Annotated in this window: 16 protein-coding genes; 10 read left to right on the top strand and 6 right to left on the bottom strand. The window is 45.1% G+C overall.

Annotated elements, in window-relative coordinates; all coding sequences use genetic code 11:
• Positions 1 to 168: 168 nt before the first annotated feature.
• From MASE_RS11900 to MASE_RS11890, 3 genes are all read left to right on the top strand, one after another.
• Complete coding sequence (locus MASE_RS11900) at positions 169 to 2,346, top strand: S9 family peptidase (protein WP_014949995.1); 2,178 nt, start codon at positions 169 to 171, stop codon at positions 2,344 to 2,346.
• Between the two features lie 176 nt (positions 2,347 to 2,522).
• Positions 2,523 to 2,882 (top strand): phasin-related domain-containing protein, encoded by a 360-nt coding sequence (locus tag MASE_RS11895; RefSeq protein WP_014949994.1) that lies wholly within the window; start codon positions 2,523 to 2,525, stop codon positions 2,880 to 2,882.
• Between the two features lie 183 nt (positions 2,883 to 3,065).
• On the top strand, positions 3,066 to 3,815 hold the full coding sequence (locus tag MASE_RS11890) for a hypothetical protein (RefSeq protein WP_014949993.1): 750 nt from the start codon (positions 3,066 to 3,068) through the stop codon (positions 3,813 to 3,815).
• 228 nt (positions 3,816 to 4,043) lie between these two features.
• Here MASE_RS11890 and MASE_RS11885 read toward each other — a convergent pair whose 3' ends face one another.
• Together MASE_RS11885 and MASE_RS11880 are read right to left on the bottom strand one after the other, a co-directional pair.
• Positions 4,044 to 5,477: a hypothetical protein gene (locus tag MASE_RS11885; protein ID WP_014949992.1), complete on the bottom strand. Its 1,434-nt coding sequence runs from the start codon at positions 5,475 to 5,477 to the stop codon at positions 4,044 to 4,046.
• A 78-nt stretch (positions 5,478 to 5,555) separates the two neighbouring features.
• Positions 5,556 to 7,016, bottom strand: a complete 1,461-nt coding sequence (locus MASE_RS11880; protein ID WP_014949991.1) for a DUF3336 domain-containing protein — start codon at positions 7,014 to 7,016, stop codon at positions 5,556 to 5,558.
• A gap of 411 nt (positions 7,017 to 7,427) precedes the next feature.
• On the opposite strand from MASE_RS11880, the gene MASE_RS11875 reads away from it, so the two are divergent.
• The 3 genes from MASE_RS11875 to MASE_RS11865 are packed head-to-tail and all read left to right on the top strand — an operon-like array spanning position 7,428 to position 10,808.
• Positions 7,428 to 8,636: a DUF445 domain-containing protein gene (locus MASE_RS11875; RefSeq protein WP_014949990.1), complete on the top strand. Its 1,209-nt coding sequence runs from the start codon at positions 7,428 to 7,430 to the stop codon at positions 8,634 to 8,636.
• A 56-nt stretch (positions 8,637 to 8,692) separates the two neighbouring features.
• Complete coding sequence (locus tag MASE_RS11870; RefSeq protein ID WP_014949989.1) at positions 8,693 to 9,358, top strand: TetR/AcrR family transcriptional regulator; 666 nt, start codon at positions 8,693 to 8,695, stop codon at positions 9,356 to 9,358.
• A gap of 10 nt (positions 9,359 to 9,368) precedes the next feature.
• A complete protein-coding gene (locus MASE_RS11865; protein WP_014949988.1) occupies positions 9,369 to 10,808 on the top strand; it encodes a wax ester/triacylglycerol synthase domain-containing protein in 1,440 nt (479 codons plus the stop codon).
• Between the two features lie 28 nt (positions 10,809 to 10,836).
• Here the strand turns inward: MASE_RS11865 and MASE_RS11860 are convergent, their stop codons facing one another.
• The gene (locus tag MASE_RS11860; RefSeq protein ID WP_014949987.1) at positions 10,837 to 11,562 is read right to left on the bottom strand and encodes a DUF1439 domain-containing protein; all 726 of its coding nucleotides are present in this window, start codon (positions 11,560 to 11,562) and stop codon (positions 10,837 to 10,839) included.
• A gap of 215 nt (positions 11,563 to 11,777) precedes the next feature.
• Between MASE_RS11860 and MASE_RS11855 the strand changes: the two genes are divergently transcribed.
• Complete coding sequence (locus MASE_RS11855) at positions 11,778 to 13,430, top strand: GMC family oxidoreductase (RefSeq protein ID WP_014949986.1); 1,653 nt, start codon at positions 11,778 to 11,780, stop codon at positions 13,428 to 13,430.
• Between the two features lie 43 nt (positions 13,431 to 13,473).
• Here the strand turns inward: MASE_RS11855 and MASE_RS11850 are convergent, their stop codons facing one another.
• The gene (locus MASE_RS11850; RefSeq protein ID WP_014949985.1) at positions 13,474 to 14,094 is read right to left on the bottom strand and encodes a TetR/AcrR family transcriptional regulator; all 621 of its coding nucleotides are present in this window, start codon (positions 14,092 to 14,094) and stop codon (positions 13,474 to 13,476) included.
• Positions 14,095 to 14,231: 137 nt separating this feature from the next.
• Here MASE_RS11850 and MASE_RS11845 point away from each other — a divergent pair, with 137 nt between their 5' ends.
• The 3 genes from MASE_RS11845 to MASE_RS11835 all read left to right on the top strand — a co-directional run bounded on the left by MASE_RS11845 (position 14,232) and on the right by MASE_RS11835 (position 17,734).
• Entirely contained in the window at positions 14,232 to 15,071 is an 840-nt protein-coding gene (locus MASE_RS11845; RefSeq protein WP_014949984.1) for a crotonase/enoyl-CoA hydratase family protein, read from the top strand.
• 118 nt (positions 15,072 to 15,189) lie between these two features.
• Positions 15,190 to 17,232, top strand: a complete 2,043-nt coding sequence (locus MASE_RS11840) for an NADPH-dependent 2,4-dienoyl-CoA reductase (protein WP_014949983.1) — start codon at positions 15,190 to 15,192, stop codon at positions 17,230 to 17,232.
• A 142-nt stretch (positions 17,233 to 17,374) separates the two neighbouring features.
• Positions 17,375 to 17,734 carry a HopJ type III effector protein gene (locus MASE_RS11835; protein ID WP_041693793.1) on the top strand — a complete coding sequence of 120 codons (360 nt, stop codon included), beginning with the start codon at positions 17,375 to 17,377 and terminating at the stop codon, positions 17,732 to 17,734.
• A gap of 63 nt (positions 17,735 to 17,797) precedes the next feature.
• Here the strand turns inward: MASE_RS11835 and MASE_RS11830 are convergent, their stop codons facing one another.
• Both MASE_RS11830 and MASE_RS11825 read right to left on the bottom strand, forming a co-directional pair.
• Positions 17,798 to 19,033 carry a retropepsin-like aspartic protease family protein gene (locus MASE_RS11830; RefSeq protein ID WP_014949981.1) on the bottom strand — a complete coding sequence of 412 codons (1,236 nt, stop codon included), beginning with the start codon at positions 19,031 to 19,033 and terminating at the stop codon, positions 17,798 to 17,800.
• Complete coding sequence (locus MASE_RS11825) at positions 19,030 to 19,479, bottom strand: acyl-CoA thioesterase (protein WP_014949980.1); 450 nt, start codon at positions 19,477 to 19,479, stop codon at positions 19,030 to 19,032. Before MASE_RS11825 ends, MASE_RS11830 begins: the two co-directional genes overlap by 4 nt.
• Between the last annotated feature and the right edge of the window lies 1 nt (position 19,480).

Genomic DNA, 19,480 nt, shown 5'->3' with positions numbered 1-19,480 from the left:
TCGCGTTAAGTAACGCTAGACCCTAAATCGTAATTATATATACTCACTTTACTTATAAACTTCGCTTAGTTTAGCTGCTTTCTTAAATCTTCAATGATCAAAAGTCGATTGTCTTCAATCGCTTGGCGGTAAACAAAGCGCCAATAAAAGTGCACAACAGGAATAATAATGAAATATCTATGGATAGCACTTGCCGCAGGTGGCTTGGTAGCAGGCTGTGGCGTCGAAAATAAAACTGAAAATCCTCAACAAGTAGCTGAAAGTGCAGCGCCATCCGTTATGCTAAATACTCAAGTAAGTGCGCCTGTGGCGAAAAAAGTGCCGCATGAAATGACCGCACATGGTGTCACCCGTAATGACAATTACTATTGGATGCGTGATGACTCCCGCACCGATGAAGAGATATTGTCCCATTTAGAACAAGAAAACAGCTATGTTGAGACTGTTTTGGCTCCTCTTAAGAAAAACCGAGAAGCGCTTTATGAGGAGCTCGTGTCTCGGATTGAGAAGGACGACTCAACCGTTCCCGTTCTCGACAATGGTTACTGGTACTACACCAGCTACTCAGGTGAAAATGAGTATCCTATTTATTTAAGAAAACCTTCACTTGATGCTGAACCGCAAGTATTGCTTGATGCAAACCGAATGTCTGAAGGGCATGATTATTTCAGTATTGGCAGCTACGCGGTAAGCAGCAACAACAAGTTGCTTGCGTATTCTGAAGATACGCTTAGCCGACGCATCTACACTGTGTATGTCAAAAGCCTAGAGAGTGAAGAAAAGCTTGATGACGTTTTAGAAGGTACGTCTGGAAGTGTAGTTTGGGCGAACGATAATACCCACCTCTTTTACGTGAAGAAAGACCCGCAGACTCTTTTGGGATACCAAGTCTATCGCCATAAATTGGGCACGTCTCAAAGCGAAGATGTTTTAGTTTATGAAGAGAGCGACCCTACCTTTTATACCTATATCAGTAAAAGTAAAGACGATAGTGTCATATACATTCACCATGACAACACCGAAAAAACAGGTGTGACTTTGATTGATGCGAATAACCCAACGTCTCAAACAAAAGTATTCTTGCCCATTGAAGACGGACAAGAATACAGTGTAGCAAAAGCGAGAGACGGTTATTTTGTGTTGACCAATATTGGTGCGAAGAATTTTAGAGTGATGAAAGCACCATTAGACGCCACTAACGATGTGTCGAAATGGCAAGAAGTGATTGCACATCGTCCAGACGTTTTCCTTCAAAGTATTGAAGTAATGAACAACCACTTAGTGGTTAAAGAAAAAGAAAACGGGATGCTGCGCTTGGTCGTTCACAATCTGACGACAAACGAAGAGAAAGTTATTCCAGCTCAAGATCCAATTTACGGTGCGTATTTTAATGCAAACCCTGAAATGGATACCAATAAGCTTAGAATTTATTACAGCTCGTTGACCACGCCTGGTTCTATCATTGATATCAACTTAGATACCCTTGAAAGCGAGGTGATGAAACAAACCCGTGTATCTGACACTTTTGACTCCTCTCTCTATGCCTCTGAGCGCGTGATGATTGAAGCGAGAGACGGTACGTCGGTTCCCGTTTCGTTGGTTTATCGCAAAGATAAGTTTAAGAAAGACGGCACCAATCCATTATATCAATACGCCTATGGCTCATACGGTTCGACTGTAGACCCAACGTTTAGAAGCAGCTGGTTATCTTTGATAGACAGAGGTTTTGTTGTCGCGATCGCACACATTCGCGGAGGTCAAATGTTGGGGCGCGAGTGGTATGAAGACGGCAAAATGCATCAGAAAATAAATACCTTTACTGACTTTATTGACGTTTCAAAAGGACTTGTGGCAAAGCAGTACGCAGACAAAGACCGCGTCTTTGCTATGGGCGGCAGCGCGGGTGGCTTATTAATGGGCGCAATCGTAAATATGGCACCTGAACTCTATCAAGGTGTGAGCGCGCACGTTCCATTTGTTGATGTAGTGACTACAATGAGCGATGCGTCTATTCCGCTGACTACCGGTGAATATACCGAGTGGGGTAACCCAGCCAACAAAGCTGAGTTTGACTATATGCTTTCCTACTCGCCTTACGATCAGATTGAAGCGAAAGACTATCCACATATGTTGGTCACAACCGGACTACACGACTCACAAGTGCAGTACTTTGAGCCAATGAAGTGGGTGGCGAAGCTAAGAGAATACAAAACAGACGAAAACTTATTGCTTTTCAAAACCGACATGGAAGCGGGTCACGGTGGAGCTTCAGGACGTTTCAAACGATTCGAGTCTACCGCGCTTGAATATGTGTTTGTGTTGCATCTCGCAGGTGTTCCTCTCTAACTCTACACTCACCTTTTTAAAACCAGTCTCCTCTGGTATTTCGCCCGAACAAGTTAGCGCTTTTTCGGGCATTTTTATGTTTTTTGTGTTTTTAGTATGCGGATTCTAATTGTTAATCGTAAAGTAAAGCCATGGTGTTGAAATACACTCTCATTTAGCATTCATAGGAGCTGAACATGACTACTACTGACACAATTAAAGGTAAAATCAACGAAGCCGAAGAAATGGCACGTAAAATTTGGTTAGCAGGCCTAGGCGCTTATGGTAAGAGCGTTGAAGAAGCGCAGGGGCGCTACGAGAAGCTAAGCGAAGAAGCGAACAAAATGTTTGACGAGCTAGTGACAAAGGGCGAAACGCTAGAAGAAGACGCAAAAAGTAAGTTCAAATCTACGACTAACGATGTTGAAAATCGCGTTGCAGACGTGCGCAAGAAGCTTGGCCTTGATTCAGAGCCAGCTGATCAGCGCATCGAAGAGCTTTCAGCAAAAATCGATGCCTTGACTGAAGCGGTTGCAAAGCTAGCTGCCAGCAAGTAAAACGGTTTTCCTTCCGGGCACCATTTTGTGGTGCCCTCCATGCAGTTTTCATAAGCTTTTCAGTGCTGAAAGCGCGTTTTAAAAGCTGCAATTGAGTGACAGCGAAGCATTTTTACAAAGTTCAATGACTGTAGAAACCGTTTTATGCTGTCATGCTTAGTAAATCTCCGTATTGGAGGCGTTATGAGCGACAAAAAAATTCCATCTACAGAATCTGTGTCGACAGTCGATCAAGATTCATCAGTACTTAACGGTACTGCTACTTCACCTCTTAAATCGTCACCTCTATTTGGTTGGCTTTACGCTGGCTCAGATTTGTTATCGGCGAAATTAGACCACGCTGCAGGCGTTGTTAGTCAGAAAATTGATGACACGCAAGAAACCATAAATTCGATGCAGGCGAAAGGGCTTGAGGTTGAAAGCGAGTTAAGACGAACACTTAACCCCTTTGCCTTGGTTGATGCTGCTCAGAAATTAGTGGCGTCAACGCCGCTTTTTTCTGCATTCTCAGGCGGCCAGAAGCGCCAGCAAAAAGAGCAGCAGCTTGAACTATTAAGCGCAAAAGTTGACTTGCTTGTAGAGCAGGTAGCCCTTTTAGCAGCAAAAGAGGCTGCTAAAAAAGCCGAGGCTAAAAGCGCTGCTAGCAAGACTGCAGCGCCCAAGAATACCTCACCAAAGTCTACGCAAGCAACGAGGAGTACATCGACAAAGTCGTCTTCGACCGCTTCTTCAACTTCTCGTGCTCGCAAAGCCAATACAACCAAATCGGCATCTGCATCATCAAGTACGACTAAAAAAGCTTCTGCGGGAACAACTAATAAGCGTACTGCGGCCAAATCGACAACTACTAAGAGTGCGGCACAAAAGAAAGCGGCTAGTGCAGAAGCAACGTCGACCAAGAGCGCGACTGATACAACCAAGAACGACGAATAAAAGCACTTCCTAAAGATAAACCTCGCTTTCGGCATGAGCGCCAATTAACTACATATGTGGTTAATTGGCGCAGCTTCGTCCAGAAACGCTTTAGATAGACATAGTGATAGCTGTAGCTAAGTTTAGTTTTACATTTTCTTGAGAGGTGTTTTGTAGAAGTTGTACTATGAGCTTTTATTGAAGTGAAACTTCAATTTTTCCATCACAAACTTCACGTAACTAAGCCCACTATTTATTTTTCGCCCACAAATTCTGATGCTTTTTAAAACCGAAGAAGTCATAGGGTTCCCAGAAACTCGGTACTAAATCGTCAAGTGCGTCTGGAGTGAAGTTGCTCGACAATTGACTCATAATTTCACTTAATCTGTCTTTCCCTACGCGCATGAGTTTCTTGCGGTTAGCTGGGAAATAAAGGTTTCTTCCTTTGGGAATGATTTCTTGCGTACCGCTGGTAATGTACTTCTGATTTCTTGTTACCACTTTACATAAAGGCTCAGCTGGATTTGCAGGGTTGAGGCCAATCACTATTGCACATTCGTACTGGTCCTTTTCATGACCTTTCTCATTCATCGGTATGTAGGTAATGCCGAACCCTTGTGGGAAATACCCCACAAGCTCAACAAAGTCCTGCGCTAACTGCTTATTTAAGCCGCCTTTTTTCGCTAATTGTTCAATGAGCATGTAGCCTTTAGGCAAGCTCATACGTGAGTAGTCAGACTTAGTTGAAAGCACAATCGAAACATAAATTTGAGGGATCTTTACAATCTCTCCCAGCCCCGTTTTCGACACAAATGCATCTTTTACCAGCTGCTGCAAAAATTCATTGGCTTCTTTGTGAGTTTGAACAAAGCGATCCCTGTCTTCTTTGTTGTTTCCTACATACTTAGGTAGGCCTAACCCCTCAGACAAGTACTTTAAAGTGAAGTGATAGTTTAGCTTCAGAAGATCCTTTCGCTGCGACTCTTCCAGCAAACGAAATTCGTCTAGATCGCCATTTTCCCCTTTCAAGATAGTGAGTGCGGCAGGGCTTTGCAGGCCAATATCTTGAAGTAACGCTGCGGTAATTAGCGGTCGTCCAAGCTCAGTTTTCCATTTATCGCGCCAATAGCGGTTCCCACGAAACCGGGATGCAGCTTCGCGATACTTCGAGAGGTATTTGTGAGCAATCGTGTCGTGCTCTAACAGTCTATCGACTAAGCGCAGTGTAAGCACCGCTTTGTAGAGCGGTTTGAAGCGCATGTGCACACGTGCAAAGTTGCCCTCTGGTCCTCGTGTGAGCAGCATAAGTGTACCAAGCAACTTAGCGCTGAGCTGTTGTGTTTCTTGCCAGTTGTCGCCCTCACAAAGCTCAATAATTTTGGTGCTTACAGCGTCAAGCCGCTCTATCCTTGCCAGACGCTCTTCTTCAAGCTTTTCAGTGCTGTTTGTTATTTGCTTGGTCAGTTGCTCTGCAAGCACTTCTTTGTTTTTATTTCCCTCAATTTTCTTAAGCTGAGCTTTCAAGTCTTCAATGTGCTGCTCAAGAGAGGGGGTAAGCGAAAAATAGTGACTCGCATCCTCGAACACCGAACCGTAGCCCGTTTCTTGAGGATAAATCATATTGATTAGTTGTTTTACTTGCTGCGTGTAAATGCTGTCGGGGTTTTGGCTTTGTGCGCTCACCGTTTTCCTTTCAAAAGATGCTGCGAATTGCCATTACTTTGCTATTGGCAATTCAAGACAGGTCAAGCGACGCACACGCTATCTTACTTCGTGCCCAAGCTCTACTGCCTCACGTTTTTTCAATTGGCCTAAATGATACCGTAAATTTTCGCTAATTTTGGTATTTCTTTTAATAACATGAAGTTGCGGCCATGATGCCCGTTCGCCACTGACAATCAACTGATTGATGCTTTCGCGCGTTGGATTAGACAACACCTGCGATAAATTTCTAATTTGGCGCTTGGGTAAAATATTGATGTTACCTACGTATTGCTGATCAATGATAGAACGAACTTTATGAATAGCCAATTTGGCACTTTTATTACCGGTTAACCTTTCAATGATATCAATGGCGAAAATACTGTTAGTTTTCGCTAGTTGGCTAAGATGGCGCGCAGACATGTCCCACAGCGAGTTGGGGTCAATGCGGTTTGCGGAAATGAATGGCACTGCCAACGGGTTTGTTTGGCTCACGATACTGTGATTTACGCCATATAGCCTCGCTAAGCGCTCGAAGGGAAGGTCGGCCATTAATGAGCCATCGGCAAAACGACGGTTAGGAATATAAGGCACAATCTCGCCTGAGGGCGTTTTCGCTCTTAACTGTACAGGGCTAAAAATGATGGGAACTGCACAGGATGCACGTACCGCTTGAGTAATAATTGCATTCGGTGAGGTTTTAGCATTTAACAAGCGCGAATGTTGATGGAGGTCGGCAGGGGATACCGTCACAGTAATGTGTCGACCTGTTTTCTTAAAAGCTTCCTCAAAAGTAGTGAGGTCGAAAAGTTCAATCAGTGCATTTTCGAGCACGGAACTATCAAATAGCCCTTTCTTTCCAAGACCGGCAAAGCTTCGCCAGTGTTTAAAAGTCTCGTAAATAAAGTCGGCGCTGAGTGCTTCTAATAATTGGTCGTGAGTTCGTGTACCCAACATGGCTGCGATGATAGAACCAGCGCTAGAGCCAGACACTACGGTAGGTAACAAATTCTTTTCGTTTAATGACTTAACCACGCCAGCATGGAAAAAGCCTAAGCCTGCGCCACCTGAAAGCATAAGGCAGCTGCGCCCGAAGGCGTGTGCAGTCTCTTCAAAAAATGACAGTTTCTCGTAAAAGTCTACATCTTGCTCATCGGCGTGATAAATTTGCTCTAGCGCCAATATCACTTCGTCAATAAACTGTTCAATAAGATATTTAGTGCCTATTTTACACTGGGTAAGTAATACGGGGTTGGCAATATTGCCTAAATTGCCGTGTAGCCCCTCGTGCAGAATCGACATAAGCGCATGTAAATCGCCTTTGCCTCTAGCAAGCTGTAGGCGCTGAACCCGTTTGCGAATTAGTTTGTAGTCGTAATCATCGCTAGCGTCTTCGGCTTTCCATTCCTCAGCACCAGACAATGCATCGTGCGCTAAGCACGCGGCCTCATATTCATCATAATTGCCTGCATGCTCGATTTCATGTTCAAGCTTTTTTAACCGCAAGTCGAATACTGCCATGACGAGTACCTATTTTTGATTGATGAGGGCTGTGCCTTCTCATTGGAAAAAGTACACTGACCCGAAAAACACCAGCAAAACGATAGTTTTCACTTAGAACGCATTTCTCAAAAATTGCAGGTCTTTAAATGTCCATATAACGAAGACTCAAAGCAAGGGCTTGAGAACAGCGGTTCATAGATTATTTTGAGTGTATGGCGTAAATTTAGAATTCACTACCTAATCGTTTGTTGTTGAGAAAACTGATGCACTTTAGGTGAATCACACAAGGTCAAACGTTCTAACTTTTAGACTTTCATTTAGCTGTTTTCAATCAACAATTAGCAGTAATTTCACTTTTTACATTGACCATTTCATAAGCACTCAGTAGCCTGAGAGAGAAAATAACAAATTGGACCACATGTTCGTAGTATGGAATGGAACTTTGAAACGCTAAGTCTGCTATCAATTCCTTTTATTAGCGCTATTGTTGGATGGCTAACCAACTATCTGGCGGTAAAAATGATGTTTTACCCCATTGAGTTTGTTGGTATTAAGCCTTTCTTAGGATGGCAGGGACTCATTCCTGCGAAGCGCCGCCAAATGGCCGAGATTGAGGTTGAGCTAGTGCTAGGCAAACTGCTTAGTGTTGAAGAGTTAGCACGGCGTTTAGACGCAGACGAGCTCACAAAAGCAATTGAGCGGCGTTTAAGTCAAGTTATTCGCAAAGTCGTTAACGATGTAATGGCAGAATCTGCTCCTCAACTTTGGGCTGCGTTACCTGTACAGGGCAAAAATTTAGTCTATCAACGTATCGAAAACGACATTCCTAATGTGGTTCATAAAATGGTGGACGACTTTCAGCACAATGTTTCAGAAATTTTAGATATTAAAGAGCTGGTGGTAGAGCAGCTGGTGAATGCGCCCGAGCTCGTTAATGAAATTTTCTTAACGGCAGGCAGCAAAGAGTTTCCGTTTATAGTGCGTTCTGGCTTCTATTTTGGCTTTTTGTTTGGTTTGCCCACCATGCTACTTTGGTATTTCTACCAAGCATGGTGGATTCTGCCGTTAGGTGGGCTGCTTGTGGGTTATGCCACTAATTGGATTGCTATCAAAATCATATTCGAACCCAAACGCCCAAGAAAACTGGGGCCTATTACTATTCAAGGTATGTTTTTAAAGCGCCAAAAAGAAGTGTCCGAAGTCTATTCAAACATTATTGAAGAAAAGCTTATTACGCCTAAAAACATCACCCATGTAATCTTGCATGGTTCAGGCTCAGCCCAGCTTTTAGAACTCATTGAGCTTCATGTCAACGACGCTATTGAACGCTATGTTGCTATAGCGCAACCGTATTTTGCGTTGGGTGTGGGGTCAGAAAATTACCATAAAATGAAGGCACTAGCGGTGCGTCAGATATTTGATAATTCTGATAAGTATCTGCTTTATGCGTTTGATTACGCTAATAATGCTATGCAGATTGGGCACGATTTAAGTGAGCGCATGCAGGCGTTAAGTGTTGAAGAATTTGAAGGCGTTTTGCGCCCAGCGTATCAACAGGATGAGTGGAAGCTCATCGTAACCGGCGCTATTCTAGGTATGGTAGCTGGTATTGCTCAACTCTATCTGGTGTTTATGTAGCGTGTTTCACGAATAAAAAATTAACGCACTGGGTTGGCAAAGGATTGAACTAAATTATGAAAACCGCGCAGAAAATACTTCTCACCGCGCTAACCTTATTTAATGAGCACGGCGAAAACACCGTTACCAGTGTTGATATCGCTATTGAGCTGGATATTAGTCCGGGGAATCTCTACTACCACTTTAAAGGCAAGGACAGCCTGGTTAACGCGTTGATGAAAATGCATGAGCAGCAGATGCAGAAGATACTAAGCCGAGAAAAGCTCGATACACTTCACCCTGAAGAAATTATGTATTACCTCTACTTGCTTATAGATAGTATTCATGTATTTCGCTTTTTCTACCGTAGCCCGGCTGACTTAGCAGAAAAATATCCCAGTATCGTGCGCCCTAGACAACACATATTATCTAGCTTGAATAAACAATTAGCGTTTCTTTTTGAGTCACTATCGAAACGAGACATTCTTATTGCCTCAAAGGCAGACAGGGCACTTATGGTGGATTTAATGTCCTTAATCATCACACAGTCTTGTCAATTTGATGAATTAAACAGCCATATGGATAGTACGCTGCAGCGCTATCATGCCTTGTCGCTGATGATGGTAAGCGTATTGCCAAGATTGGCGCTATCCGATGAACAAAAGCAGCAGTTAGAACAGATGCTCGACTCTCATGACTTTATGAGAGATGCCTCAACCCTGTCACCCCTCGACTTCGCGTAAAGGAATAGTAATGGCAAAAACGCTCAGTTTCTTAGATAAGTCATTTTGGATAACCGAGTCAGACGAGAATCCAAAACATGTAGCTTGCTTGCAGCTACTTGCCATACCTAAAGGGGCAAAAAGTACCGAATATGTCCCTCAATTATTCCAGGAAATAAGAAGCTTTGCCCGTGCTACTTCTCCCTTCAACTGTGCGGTAAAAACGGTATTGGGGTACCCGGTGGGGTTTGCGCCGGTAAAAAAGCTCAACATGGATTATCACGTTCAAATTCATCGTGTGGCTGATGTTACAAACCGCGAAGCACTCGATGCGTTCGTAGCAAGATTACATGCTTCGCGGTTAGATCCCGACAAGCCCCTTTGGCAATACCATTTCATCTTTGATGACAACAGCGAGACGTTTGCTATTTATGCGCGGGTTCATCATATGTATGGCGATGGGGCAACCTTAGTGCGCTGGTTCCAAGCGGGATATGTATCAAACTCTCACGAGACTAAGTTCACACCAGTATGGGCAGTAAAACGACTGCGCCATAAGCGCAGAGAGCCTGTGAGCTTTTACAAGCGCTTAGTGGGAGTGGGTTACGCGCTTAAAACCGCGCTCGATTTGCTAATTATCTTTATTCGTATATTCATGAAAGTGCTGCGAGTGAACCCACATTATATGCCTATTCCTTTCACTGGTACGAAAACAGTGCTGACTGGACAAGTGAAAGCGGGAAGGGCTGTGGCTACCATGGACTTAGACTTTAAGCGTGTGAAAGCCCTGGCAAGGCGAACGCGCTCTACGGCAAACGAGGTGTTGCTATGTGCCTTCGATATTGGCGTACATAAACTGCTGCAAGACCACGGGCAAGTATTTAAAAAAGCCTTGTTCACCAATATGCCAATTAACTTGCGTAAACCCGGCGAGAAAACCACGGGCAATAAGATAGCTATTGTGCCGGTGCAGCTTGCTCACGGCGAAACCGATCCTTATTTACGTTTGCGCCAAATTGTAGTGAATCACCGCATTGTAAAACATGCAGCGCAGCACGCGCGGCCCGCAGCATTTAGCGGCTATACTATTGTTATTCAATCGCTTGCGCTGGTCTTTGAGTGGTTAAGGCTATCTAGCGTAGTCAAACCCATTGCCAACATCTTGATCTCAAATGTACCTGGGCCAAAAGATACGCGGTATCTAAAAGATGCAGAGCTTCTGGCTTGTTACCCCATTTCTACCATGACGCCTGGTGGCGGGGTAAATATTACGCTTATGACATATGCAGGCACGGCAAATGTGGGATTAGTGTGCTGCAATAAGAATATTGAATCGCTACAGCCGTTAGCGCGCTACGTCAAAGAGGCGTTCGATATGCTTGAAGCAAGTGTGGACGATCCCAGGTTAAACATCGACGATATTGGTGAACAGGTGGATACCGTCCCTGTTTCTATTGTGTCAGATCACTAGCGTGCATTGTTCCAAACAGTAAGCGTTGTCATTCAATGAGGTAAAAGCGCAGTACGTCGTCTTCTACACGCACGTTTTGGCCAGCTTTTGAGAACAGAACCTCGCGCCAATGGTCGTTACGCATGGTATGGCTTAAGTCTTCCTGCTTAATTTGCTTTTTAATGGCGTTGTTAATGAGAGGGATGTGGTAGTCCAACACTGCTTGTTTCGAGCCAGATAAATAGACCTTTAGATAGTCTGCAGCCATATCGGATGTGCCGGCGCTAAACAGTGATAACGCTGATTTTAAAGAGCCACCAAGCAAAGAATTAACGCTTTTGGGGAAGAGTCGCGACATCAGAAATTGCGTGTCTTTAATCAACGCGTAATCATCGTTAACTAAGGTGACGCTATCAGTGGCAACGCCAGTCAAATAGAGTGTACTCATATTTTTGTCGTAATAGGGTGAAGCCGACACGGTAAATACAACATGAGCGCGATAAATAGTCGTGGTGGCAACCACAATATTAAGCGCAGCGAGGCACTGCAGACCAATACGGTTGCTTTCACTATCTAGCGTGATATTTCCTTCAAGCACGGTAACCGTGCCAGTTCCCATGGGGATATCGAAAGTGAATGAGTAAGGAAAGCTGCCTTTTACGAGGTCATGAAGCTCTGATTTCGTGAAGTCGTCGTGCGTCAGCTTGCCCCATTTCACAAGCCATTGTGCAAGGTAGACTTTACATTTGTCTTTAAACGATAAGTTTTTGGTCAACGTTCATTCTTAGCCTAAATCTACTAGGCGGTGGCTTGTTGTTAGTTTTTTTCAGAGTAGGGGCTACTTCGATATAGCACTTAAGTTATCAGGATTATTAGATTTTTTAAATCTTACAATTTAAGTCTTTTCTTGGCGAAGTGTTGTTTGGTAATCTGGTCGTACCACAACGTTTTTTTAACATTTAATAGTCTTGCCCTCAAGGAGTTGGCGAAATGAGCGAAGTACTGAGCAAATACGATTACATTATTGTAGGCGGCGGTTCCGCAGGCGCGGTGCTTGCCACCCGTTTATCAGAAAACCCCGCGTTAGATATTTTGCTATTAGAGGCTGGCTCAAAGGACACTAATCCGCTTATTCATATCCCGTTTGGGTTGTCTTTACTCAGTAGATTTGAGGGGATTGGCTGGGGTTATCACACAGCACCCCAAAAAGAGATGTATGACAGAGAACTGTTCTGGCCCCGCGGTAAAACCTTGGGCGGCAGCAGTTCGGTTAATGCGATGTGTTATATTCGCGGGCAAAAAGAAGACTACGACCGCTGGGCTAATGAAGAAGGGGCTGAAGGTTGGTCGTTTGATGAAGTACTGCCTTATTTCAAACGCTCTGAGAACTTTGAAGAAGGTGCTGATGAATACCACGGCACAGGCGGCCCACTCAATGTTAGCAAGCTTAGGCATACCAGCGTGCTGTCAGACGCATTTGTGAACTCAGCGTCGATTGCAGGCTATCAACAGCTGGACGACTTTAACCGAGACGACAGGGAAGGGTTAGGGTATTACCATGTTACACAGGCCAACGGGCAACGCTGTTCAACGGCGAAGGGGTATTTAACGCAGGCCAAGCATCGCAACAATTTAACTGTACTTACTAGAGTCGCAGCCGAAAAAGTGCTGTTAAAAGAGGGGCGTGCAATTGGCGTTCAGGTACGTGAAAAAGGCGTAGTAAATCGCTATTTTGCTAAAAGCGAAGTTATCCTGTGTGGCAGCGCGATTAATCCACCACAACTTCTGATGCTTTCAGGTATAGGACCCAGAGCAGAGCTAGAAGAAAAGGGGATTTTTGTTCAGCAAGATTTGCCTGGTGTGGGCCAAAACTTACAAGACCATCTTGATGCAATTGTACAATATACTTGTAAAGCGAGAGAGGGCTATGCCGTGGCATTAGGGGCATTACCTTCCTACGTAAAAGCCACCGCAGACTATGCGTTTAGGCGCAAAGGTATTTTCTCGTCCAACATAGCCGAAGCAGGTGGCTTTGTTAGCTCAAGCTTAGCGACACAAGGCCCAGACATTCAGTTTCACTTTCTACCGGCAATTCTAAACGACCATGGAAGACAGTTAGCTTTTGGTTACGGTTATGGCCTTCACGCATGCTGTCTATACCCCAAAAGCCGCGGCACTATTTCGCTTCAAAGCAACCATCCTGCTGATCAAGCCCTTATTGACCCCAATTATTTGACTGCAGAGGAAGATCAGCAAGTCATGATTGAAGGTGTGCGCATTGCCCGTAAGCTGCTATCTGCACCAGACTTCGACAAGTTCCAAGGCAGTGAACTATATCCTGGGGTAGAAGCACAAACAGATGAAGAAATTTTAGAGTTTTTACGTGAGCGTGCTGAAACCATCTATCACCCAATTGGTACCTGTAAAATGGGCAGTAATGACGATGAGATGGCAGTGGTTGATACCCAATTGCGGGTAAGAGGTATAGCAGGTCTTAGAGTGGTAGATGCTTCTGTGATGCCCAGCCTAATTGGCGGCAATACCAATGCACCCACCGTCATGATTGCTGAACGTGCTGCTGAGTTTATTAAAGCGACGCACGAAGGCCAGCCAGTATCTATGGCTAAAGCGGAATCGGCGTAACTAAAAAAGTGCTACGAGCGAGTCTTCGTCTCGCTCTGGCAATTCATCCGTTATAAGCATCCATTTGCTTTTGCATAAACAAATCTGCTGCACAATCACACATTTCCTCGATATGACTGCTGTCAGCGTAGATACCATCAATGAGCAATCGTGCGATCCCGTGCAACGTGCCCCAAGTAACCTGTGCGAGTCTCAGCGCATCCTGATTATTCGGGAGAAGCCCTTTATCTTGCCAATAGCGCGTCATCGTCACCTGAAACTGAAAGCAGGGAAATGCAACCTCTTTCAGATCGTTGGTCGCCGCTTGGTTTTGCCAAATTGTGCGACCAAACATCAATTCGTACATCTCTGGGTTGTCGGCAGCGTAGCCAATGTATTCGTGCACAAATTCGCGGAAACGTGCCTGCGGTGTTTTGTCTTCTTGTTCGAAGATTCGTTTAGCTGCGGTATGCCAATCGCTAAAGCCTTTGGCTGCAATGGCGCTTAAAAGCGCACTCTTGTCCTTAAAATGGTGATAGGGCGCAGTACGTGACACTCCGGCATCTTCTGCCAGCTTTCTGAGAGATAAACTATCAACGCCGTATTCAGACAGACGCGCCGTTGCCGCCTCTATCAGTGCGCTGCGCAAGTCGCCGTGATGGTAGCTTTGTACTGCATTAGCCATAAACCCGATGTTTCCATTTTCAAATTGAGACGAATAGATAACGTTTTATCTTGACACTGTCAACATAGCCTTTTATCTTGACGCTGTCTAGTTTGCAAATTTGTTAACAGGAACAGCCCAAGGAGACAGCGCAAACCATGAAGTACTCTACATTAGAAGTAAAACAAGAGGGTCATATTGCCCACGTAGTACTAAACCGCCCCGACGCAATGAACAGCATGATCCCAGAGTTCTGGACCGAATTGCCAGCGGCTATTCGTGAAATAGACGATGAAGGCAACGCCCGTGTCATTGTTATTTCATCAACGGGTAAGCATTTCTCTGCCGGTATGGACTTATCGGTGTTCCTGAATATGAAAGAAGACTTTAAGGGCGACCCGTCGCGCAGAGCAGAGCGTATGCGCCGTATGGTGATGTTGCTTCAAGATAGCTTTACCGCCATAGAGCAGGCACGTATGCCGGTTATTGGTGCCGTGCAGGGCGGGGCAATTGGTGGTGCAGTAGATTTGCTTAGTGCATGCGACATGCGCTATTGCACACAAGATGCTTTTTTTACTATTAAAGAAACCCAATTAGGCATGACAGCCGATGTCGGCACGCTTCAGCGACTTCCAAAACTCATTCCCATTGGCATAGTTAAAGAACTGGCTTATACAGGTCGCAATTTTGGTGCAGCAGAAGCGCAGCAGCTTGGCTTTGTAAATCAGGTATTTGACGACCAAGAATCATTGCTAGACGCAGTGATGAAAATAGCGCAGCAGATTGCAATGAATTCGCCGTTAGCAGTTTCAGGCACTAAGACTATGATTAACTACGCGGTAGAACACACGGTGGCAGAGAGCTTGACCTATATGGCCACATGGCAAGCGGGCATGTTCCAAATGGAAGATGTGTTTAAAGCCATGGAAGCACAGAAAACCAAAACGCTGCCGGAATATCCGCCATTACACCCAGCCATTAAGAAAATGAATTCGTAAGTGATTGTAATTCGTTGAATTACATAGCGCCTTCAGAGAATGAGCGCATTAGATAAGAATATTTAAACAGGCTTTTTAACGGCTTTTACCAAGCCAAAACGACTTTCAGGAATGTATCATGAATCAGACCGTTACCGATCATCCCGTTTACCCTCATTTATTTCGTCCTTTAGACTTAGGCTTCACTACCCTAAAGAACCGCGTGCTAATGGGCTCTATGCATACAGGCTTAGAGGAATTACCCGACGGCCACAAACGCATGGCGGCATTTTATGGTGAACGTGCCAGAGGTGGCGTAGGGCTTATCGTTACAGGTGGTATAGGACCAAACGAAGAGGGCGCTACCCATCCGTCAACGTTTCGTTTAGATACAGACGAAGCGGTGAAAAACCATAAAGAAGTGACTGACGCGGTGCACATTGCTGGCGGTAAAATCTGTATGCAAATTCTGCATACGGGCCGCTATGCGTATAGCCCAAAGCTAGTGGCACCTTCTGCGGTACAAGCACCAATTAACCCGTTTAAGCCAAAAGCACTTGAAGGTGACGAGATTGAAAAGCAAATTAAAGATTTCATTACTGCCGCAACTCAGGCTCAGCGCGCGGGTTATGATGGTGTTGAGATCATGGGGTCTGAAGGCTATTTCCTTAATCAGTTTATTGCAAAGCGCACAAACCACCGTGACGATCAGTGGGGGGGCGAATACGAGAACCGTATCCGTCTGCCTATTGAAGTGGTACGCCGCGTGCGCGAGGCGGTAGGTAAGAACTTCATCATTATTTATCGCTTATCGATGCTAGATCTGGTGGAAGGTGGCTCTACTTATGATGAAGTCGTGCAGCTTGGCAAAGAAATTGAAAAAGCCGGTGCAACTATTATTAACACCGGTATTGGTTGGCACGAAGCGCGTATCCCAACCATTGCCACTAAAGTACCGCGAGCGGCATTTACGTGGGTTACCGCAAAATTCCGAGAAGCGCTATCAATTCCTGTTATTACATCGAACCGTATCAACACGCCTGAAGTGGCTGAAGAAGTGCTGTCTCGCGGCGATGCTGACATGGTGTCTATGGCACGTCCGTTCTTGGCAGACCCTGATTTTGTGCGCAAAGCCCAGCAAAATAAGGCCGACGAAATTAATACCTGTATTGGCTGCAACCAAGCATGCCTTGACCATGTTTTCAACGGCAAAATGACTAGCTGTTTGGTAAACCCTCGTGCCTGTCACGAGCTTGAAATTAACGTAAAACCAGCAGCAACCAAAAAGCGTGTTGCAGTGGTAGGTGCTGGCCCAGCTGGACTAGCAGCGGCAGTGACTTCTGCCAAGCGCGGTCACGACGTGGTGATTTATGATGCATCTAGTGAAATTGGTGGTCAATTTAATATCGCCAAACAAATTCCAGGCAAAGAGGAGTTCTACGAAACGCTGCGTTATTTCAAGCGCCAAATTGAGCTTCATAATAATATTACCCTTAAACTCAATACTTATGTTGATGCGGCTGCGCTAAACGACGAAGGTTTCGATGACGTGATGATTGCGACGGGCATTAAGCCGCGCACGCCAGCGATTGAAGGCATTGAGCACGAGAAAGTGCTAACCTATATCGAAGTATTGAAAGAAAAGAAACCCGTTGGCAATAAAGTGGCTATTATCGGTGCTGGTGGTATTGGTTTTGATACCGCTGAGTACTTGTCTCATGGCAAAGAAACGCCAAGCCAAGATATTCCTGCATTTATGAAAGAGTGGGGTATTGATATGACCTTCTCTGCTCGCGCGGGCATTGAAGGCGTTAAGCCACAGCCTGAGCCATCGCCAAGAGAGATTTTCCTATTGCAGCGCAAGACAACCAAAGTTGGCGCAGGTTTAGGTAAAACAACGGGGTGGGCGCACAGAGTAGGCCTGCTTGCCAAAGGCGTGACCATGATCCCAGGTGTAAGTTACGATAAAATTGATGACGAAGGGCTACATATTACGGTTGATGGTAACAGCCAAATATTGCTGGTAGACAACATCATCATCTGTGCAGGCCAAGAGCCGATGCGTGATATTGTTGAAGGCTTAAACATGCCTTATCACTTAATTGGTGGTGCAGACGAAGCATTAGAGCTAGATGCAAAACGCGCCATCGATCAGGGGACGCGCGTGTGCGCTGCGGTTTAACGAGCTAGTAAACCCAACCTTGTTAGCATTATAAGCGCCTCATGAAGAGGCGCTTTTTTCTGTTTATATCAAAAGTGAACCTGTTGTGGTCTTTTGTAAAGACATAGACCTGTTATTATCGTTTTCTTTTTTTGAGATAAACATGGCATACAGCTGCACCCAAGACTTAGTTCAAGCAGTCACTAATTCCCCAGATACTATCGAATTTAACGACGTTATCACGCTCGTTGATAGCGCGTTTGTTTTCACGCCCACCGCTTTCACTAATGGTGACGTAAAAAACGAAGCCAATCAGAACAATGGCTCTTGCAAACTGCTCGCACTCGGTCAGCATTTAAACCTAAACCAAGCTCAAACGCTGGCCTTATTTGGACGTTTTTATCGAGAAGATGTACTTAATAACCCTAACGGCGACGACCATGCCAATATCCGCAACTTTATGGAAACGGGCCACGAAGGGGTGGTGTTTGAGACATTTCCTTTAGTTGAATTGCAAAATTAATACATCGCGCTATAGAGCCTAAAAGGCAAGAGGCGCAAAGCTCTCGCCCTTGTGCAGACTGCATTAATCACGCTCTGTCAAAATCAACTCACTAGACTGGGGCATTATTGCAAAGTCAAACTGACCTAGAACGTTCATTCCCAACAATCCGTCGGCATCGGGTAGAGCGTCTTCGGGCAGCACGATGGCAGAAACATCGTTGAACTCGTAGCCAGCAAAGTAAAATCGGGGTATTTGTACCAGAGGGGCTTCAATGGTTCCTGATGCGGTTCTAATGTTGAAGTTACCAATGAACGTGAGGTTTCGCATACGGCCTAAACGCGCAAAGAGTCGCGATGATATTGCGGTGGTACTGGCACCCGTATCTAAAATCATGGTGGCTTTTTGGTTAAGCGCCTTTACATCAAGGCGATATTGATCGCCAATGCGCTCTAAGGTTACACGGGTTTGATAACGTGCGGCTTCAGAGCCTGTTGGCTCTATTTCACTCTTGTTCGGCGTAGCGTCTGCGTTGGCAATATCGCGCATTTCATAGGCTTTATTGCGAATGATATTAGCGTCTCTGTCGTTTGATGGAAGGGCAGCAAGCACGTCTTCCATTAACGTAAGCTTTTGCTGATAAGCGTACGCTTCAGCCAAATTAAGGGTGTAGTGCCTAGCGTCAGGTATGCGTTGATACAGTGGCTCATTTAATCTGGCAACCAATTCCCATTGTTCGTCTTGACTTAACTGCGTCTGCGCCTGTTGATACAAAGTGGCAATTTTTGCGTCAATAAATGAGAGAGTTTCAGTTGAAAGAGGCAGTTCGGCCAAGTCGTAGTAGTGCACTATGGCCGTTGAAAGAGGCTTGGTTAACTCAATCAGTTCACCCTCTAGCAACAACAGAGATTCGTTGAGCGGGTCATATTTTAAAAGGTTTGTTAATTCAGTGGCGAGCAACGCGTATTGCTCGTTATTGAGTAGGGTAGTCAGTGACTCTAATTGCTCTTGATTAACGAGTGGTGAAGAGGTGCGTAGATCGTCAAGTGCGTTGGGTGCCGTGTTAGTGCCTGTCATAGGTGAAAAGTTGGCGGGAGAGCGTTCATTGTTGAAGGGCTCAGCTTTTTCGTTTACCTGAGTTTCATCCACCAACTGTGCTTGGGTTTCTAGCTGCTTGTCACTATCTAAACGGTGTTCATAACTGGCCTCTAGTGCATAAGCTTTATCATTGTGCTGCTTTAAACTAAGCCATAGGTAAACGTTTATGCCTAACGACACAATGAGGAAGAGCGAAAGCACTATCGCTAGCCACGTTTTCATTGTGCCACACACGCTTTGCCATAGATGTCTACGAATTGTTTAGGCATTCGCTTTGGGGCGCCAGTATCAAGGCTAACACATACGAATGTGGTCATAGCATCAAATACGGTTTTGTTTCGCTTTGGGCAGATAAATTGAAACTGGCGTTTCAAAGTAAGTTTGCTGTCACAATGCACTATCCATGTAGCGCATTCTAACGTTTCTCCAAGATGTGTTGGCAGGTGGTAGTTTAGCTCGTGGCGCTTAATGACCATGCCACGGTTAAGCGATTGATAATCGGCAAACTGCAAGCCAAGCGCGTTTGAATGGGCCCATGCTAGGCTTTCTAACTGCGACAGGTATGCCACATTATTAACGTGCTGATAGTGGTCGATGTGCGTTTCATCAATATGCCACTGCTGCACATAGGGGGCGTCTAACATCCAATTAAGCGTTGGGGTGCTCAAA

Source organism: Alteromonas macleodii ATCC 27126, assembly GCF_000172635.2.
Taxonomy (GTDB): Bacteria; Pseudomonadota; Gammaproteobacteria; order Enterobacterales; family Alteromonadaceae; genus Alteromonas; species Alteromonas macleodii.
This window is presented reverse-complemented; position numbering and strand designations above follow the sequence as displayed.

Coding starts and splice junctions, on each gene's coding strand:
- MASE_RS11900 (WP_014949995.1), top strand. CDS start 169: ATGAAATATCTATGGATAGCACTTGCCGCAGGTGGCTTGGTAGCAGGC.
- MASE_RS11895 (WP_014949994.1), top strand. CDS start 2,523: ATGACTACTACTGACACAATTAAAGGTAAAATCAACGAAGCCGAAGAA.
- MASE_RS11890 (WP_014949993.1), top strand. CDS start 3,066: ATGAGCGACAAAAAAATTCCATCTACAGAATCTGTGTCGACAGTCGAT.
- MASE_RS11880 (WP_014949991.1), bottom strand. CDS start 7,016: ATGGCAGTATTCGACTTGCGGTTAAAAAAGCTTGAACATGAAATCGAG.
- MASE_RS11875 (WP_014949990.1), top strand. CDS start 7,428: ATGGAATGGAACTTTGAAACGCTAAGTCTGCTATCAATTCCTTTTATT.
- MASE_RS11870 (WP_014949989.1), top strand. CDS start 8,693: ATGAAAACCGCGCAGAAAATACTTCTCACCGCGCTAACCTTATTTAAT.
- MASE_RS11865 (WP_014949988.1), top strand. CDS start 9,369: ATGGCAAAAACGCTCAGTTTCTTAGATAAGTCATTTTGGATAACCGAG.
- MASE_RS11855 (WP_014949986.1), top strand. CDS start 11,778: ATGAGCGAAGTACTGAGCAAATACGATTACATTATTGTAGGCGGCGGT.
- MASE_RS11850 (WP_014949985.1), bottom strand. CDS start 14,094: ATGGCTAATGCAGTACAAAGCTACCATCACGGCGACTTGCGCAGCGCA.
- MASE_RS11845 (WP_014949984.1), top strand. CDS start 14,232: ATGAAGTACTCTACATTAGAAGTAAAACAAGAGGGTCATATTGCCCAC.
- MASE_RS11840 (WP_014949983.1), top strand. CDS start 15,190: ATGAATCAGACCGTTACCGATCATCCCGTTTACCCTCATTTATTTCGT.
- MASE_RS11835 (WP_041693793.1), top strand. CDS start 17,375: ATGGCATACAGCTGCACCCAAGACTTAGTTCAAGCAGTCACTAATTCC.
- MASE_RS11830 (WP_014949981.1), bottom strand. CDS start 19,033: ATGAAAACGTGGCTAGCGATAGTGCTTTCGCTCTTCCTCATTGTGTCG.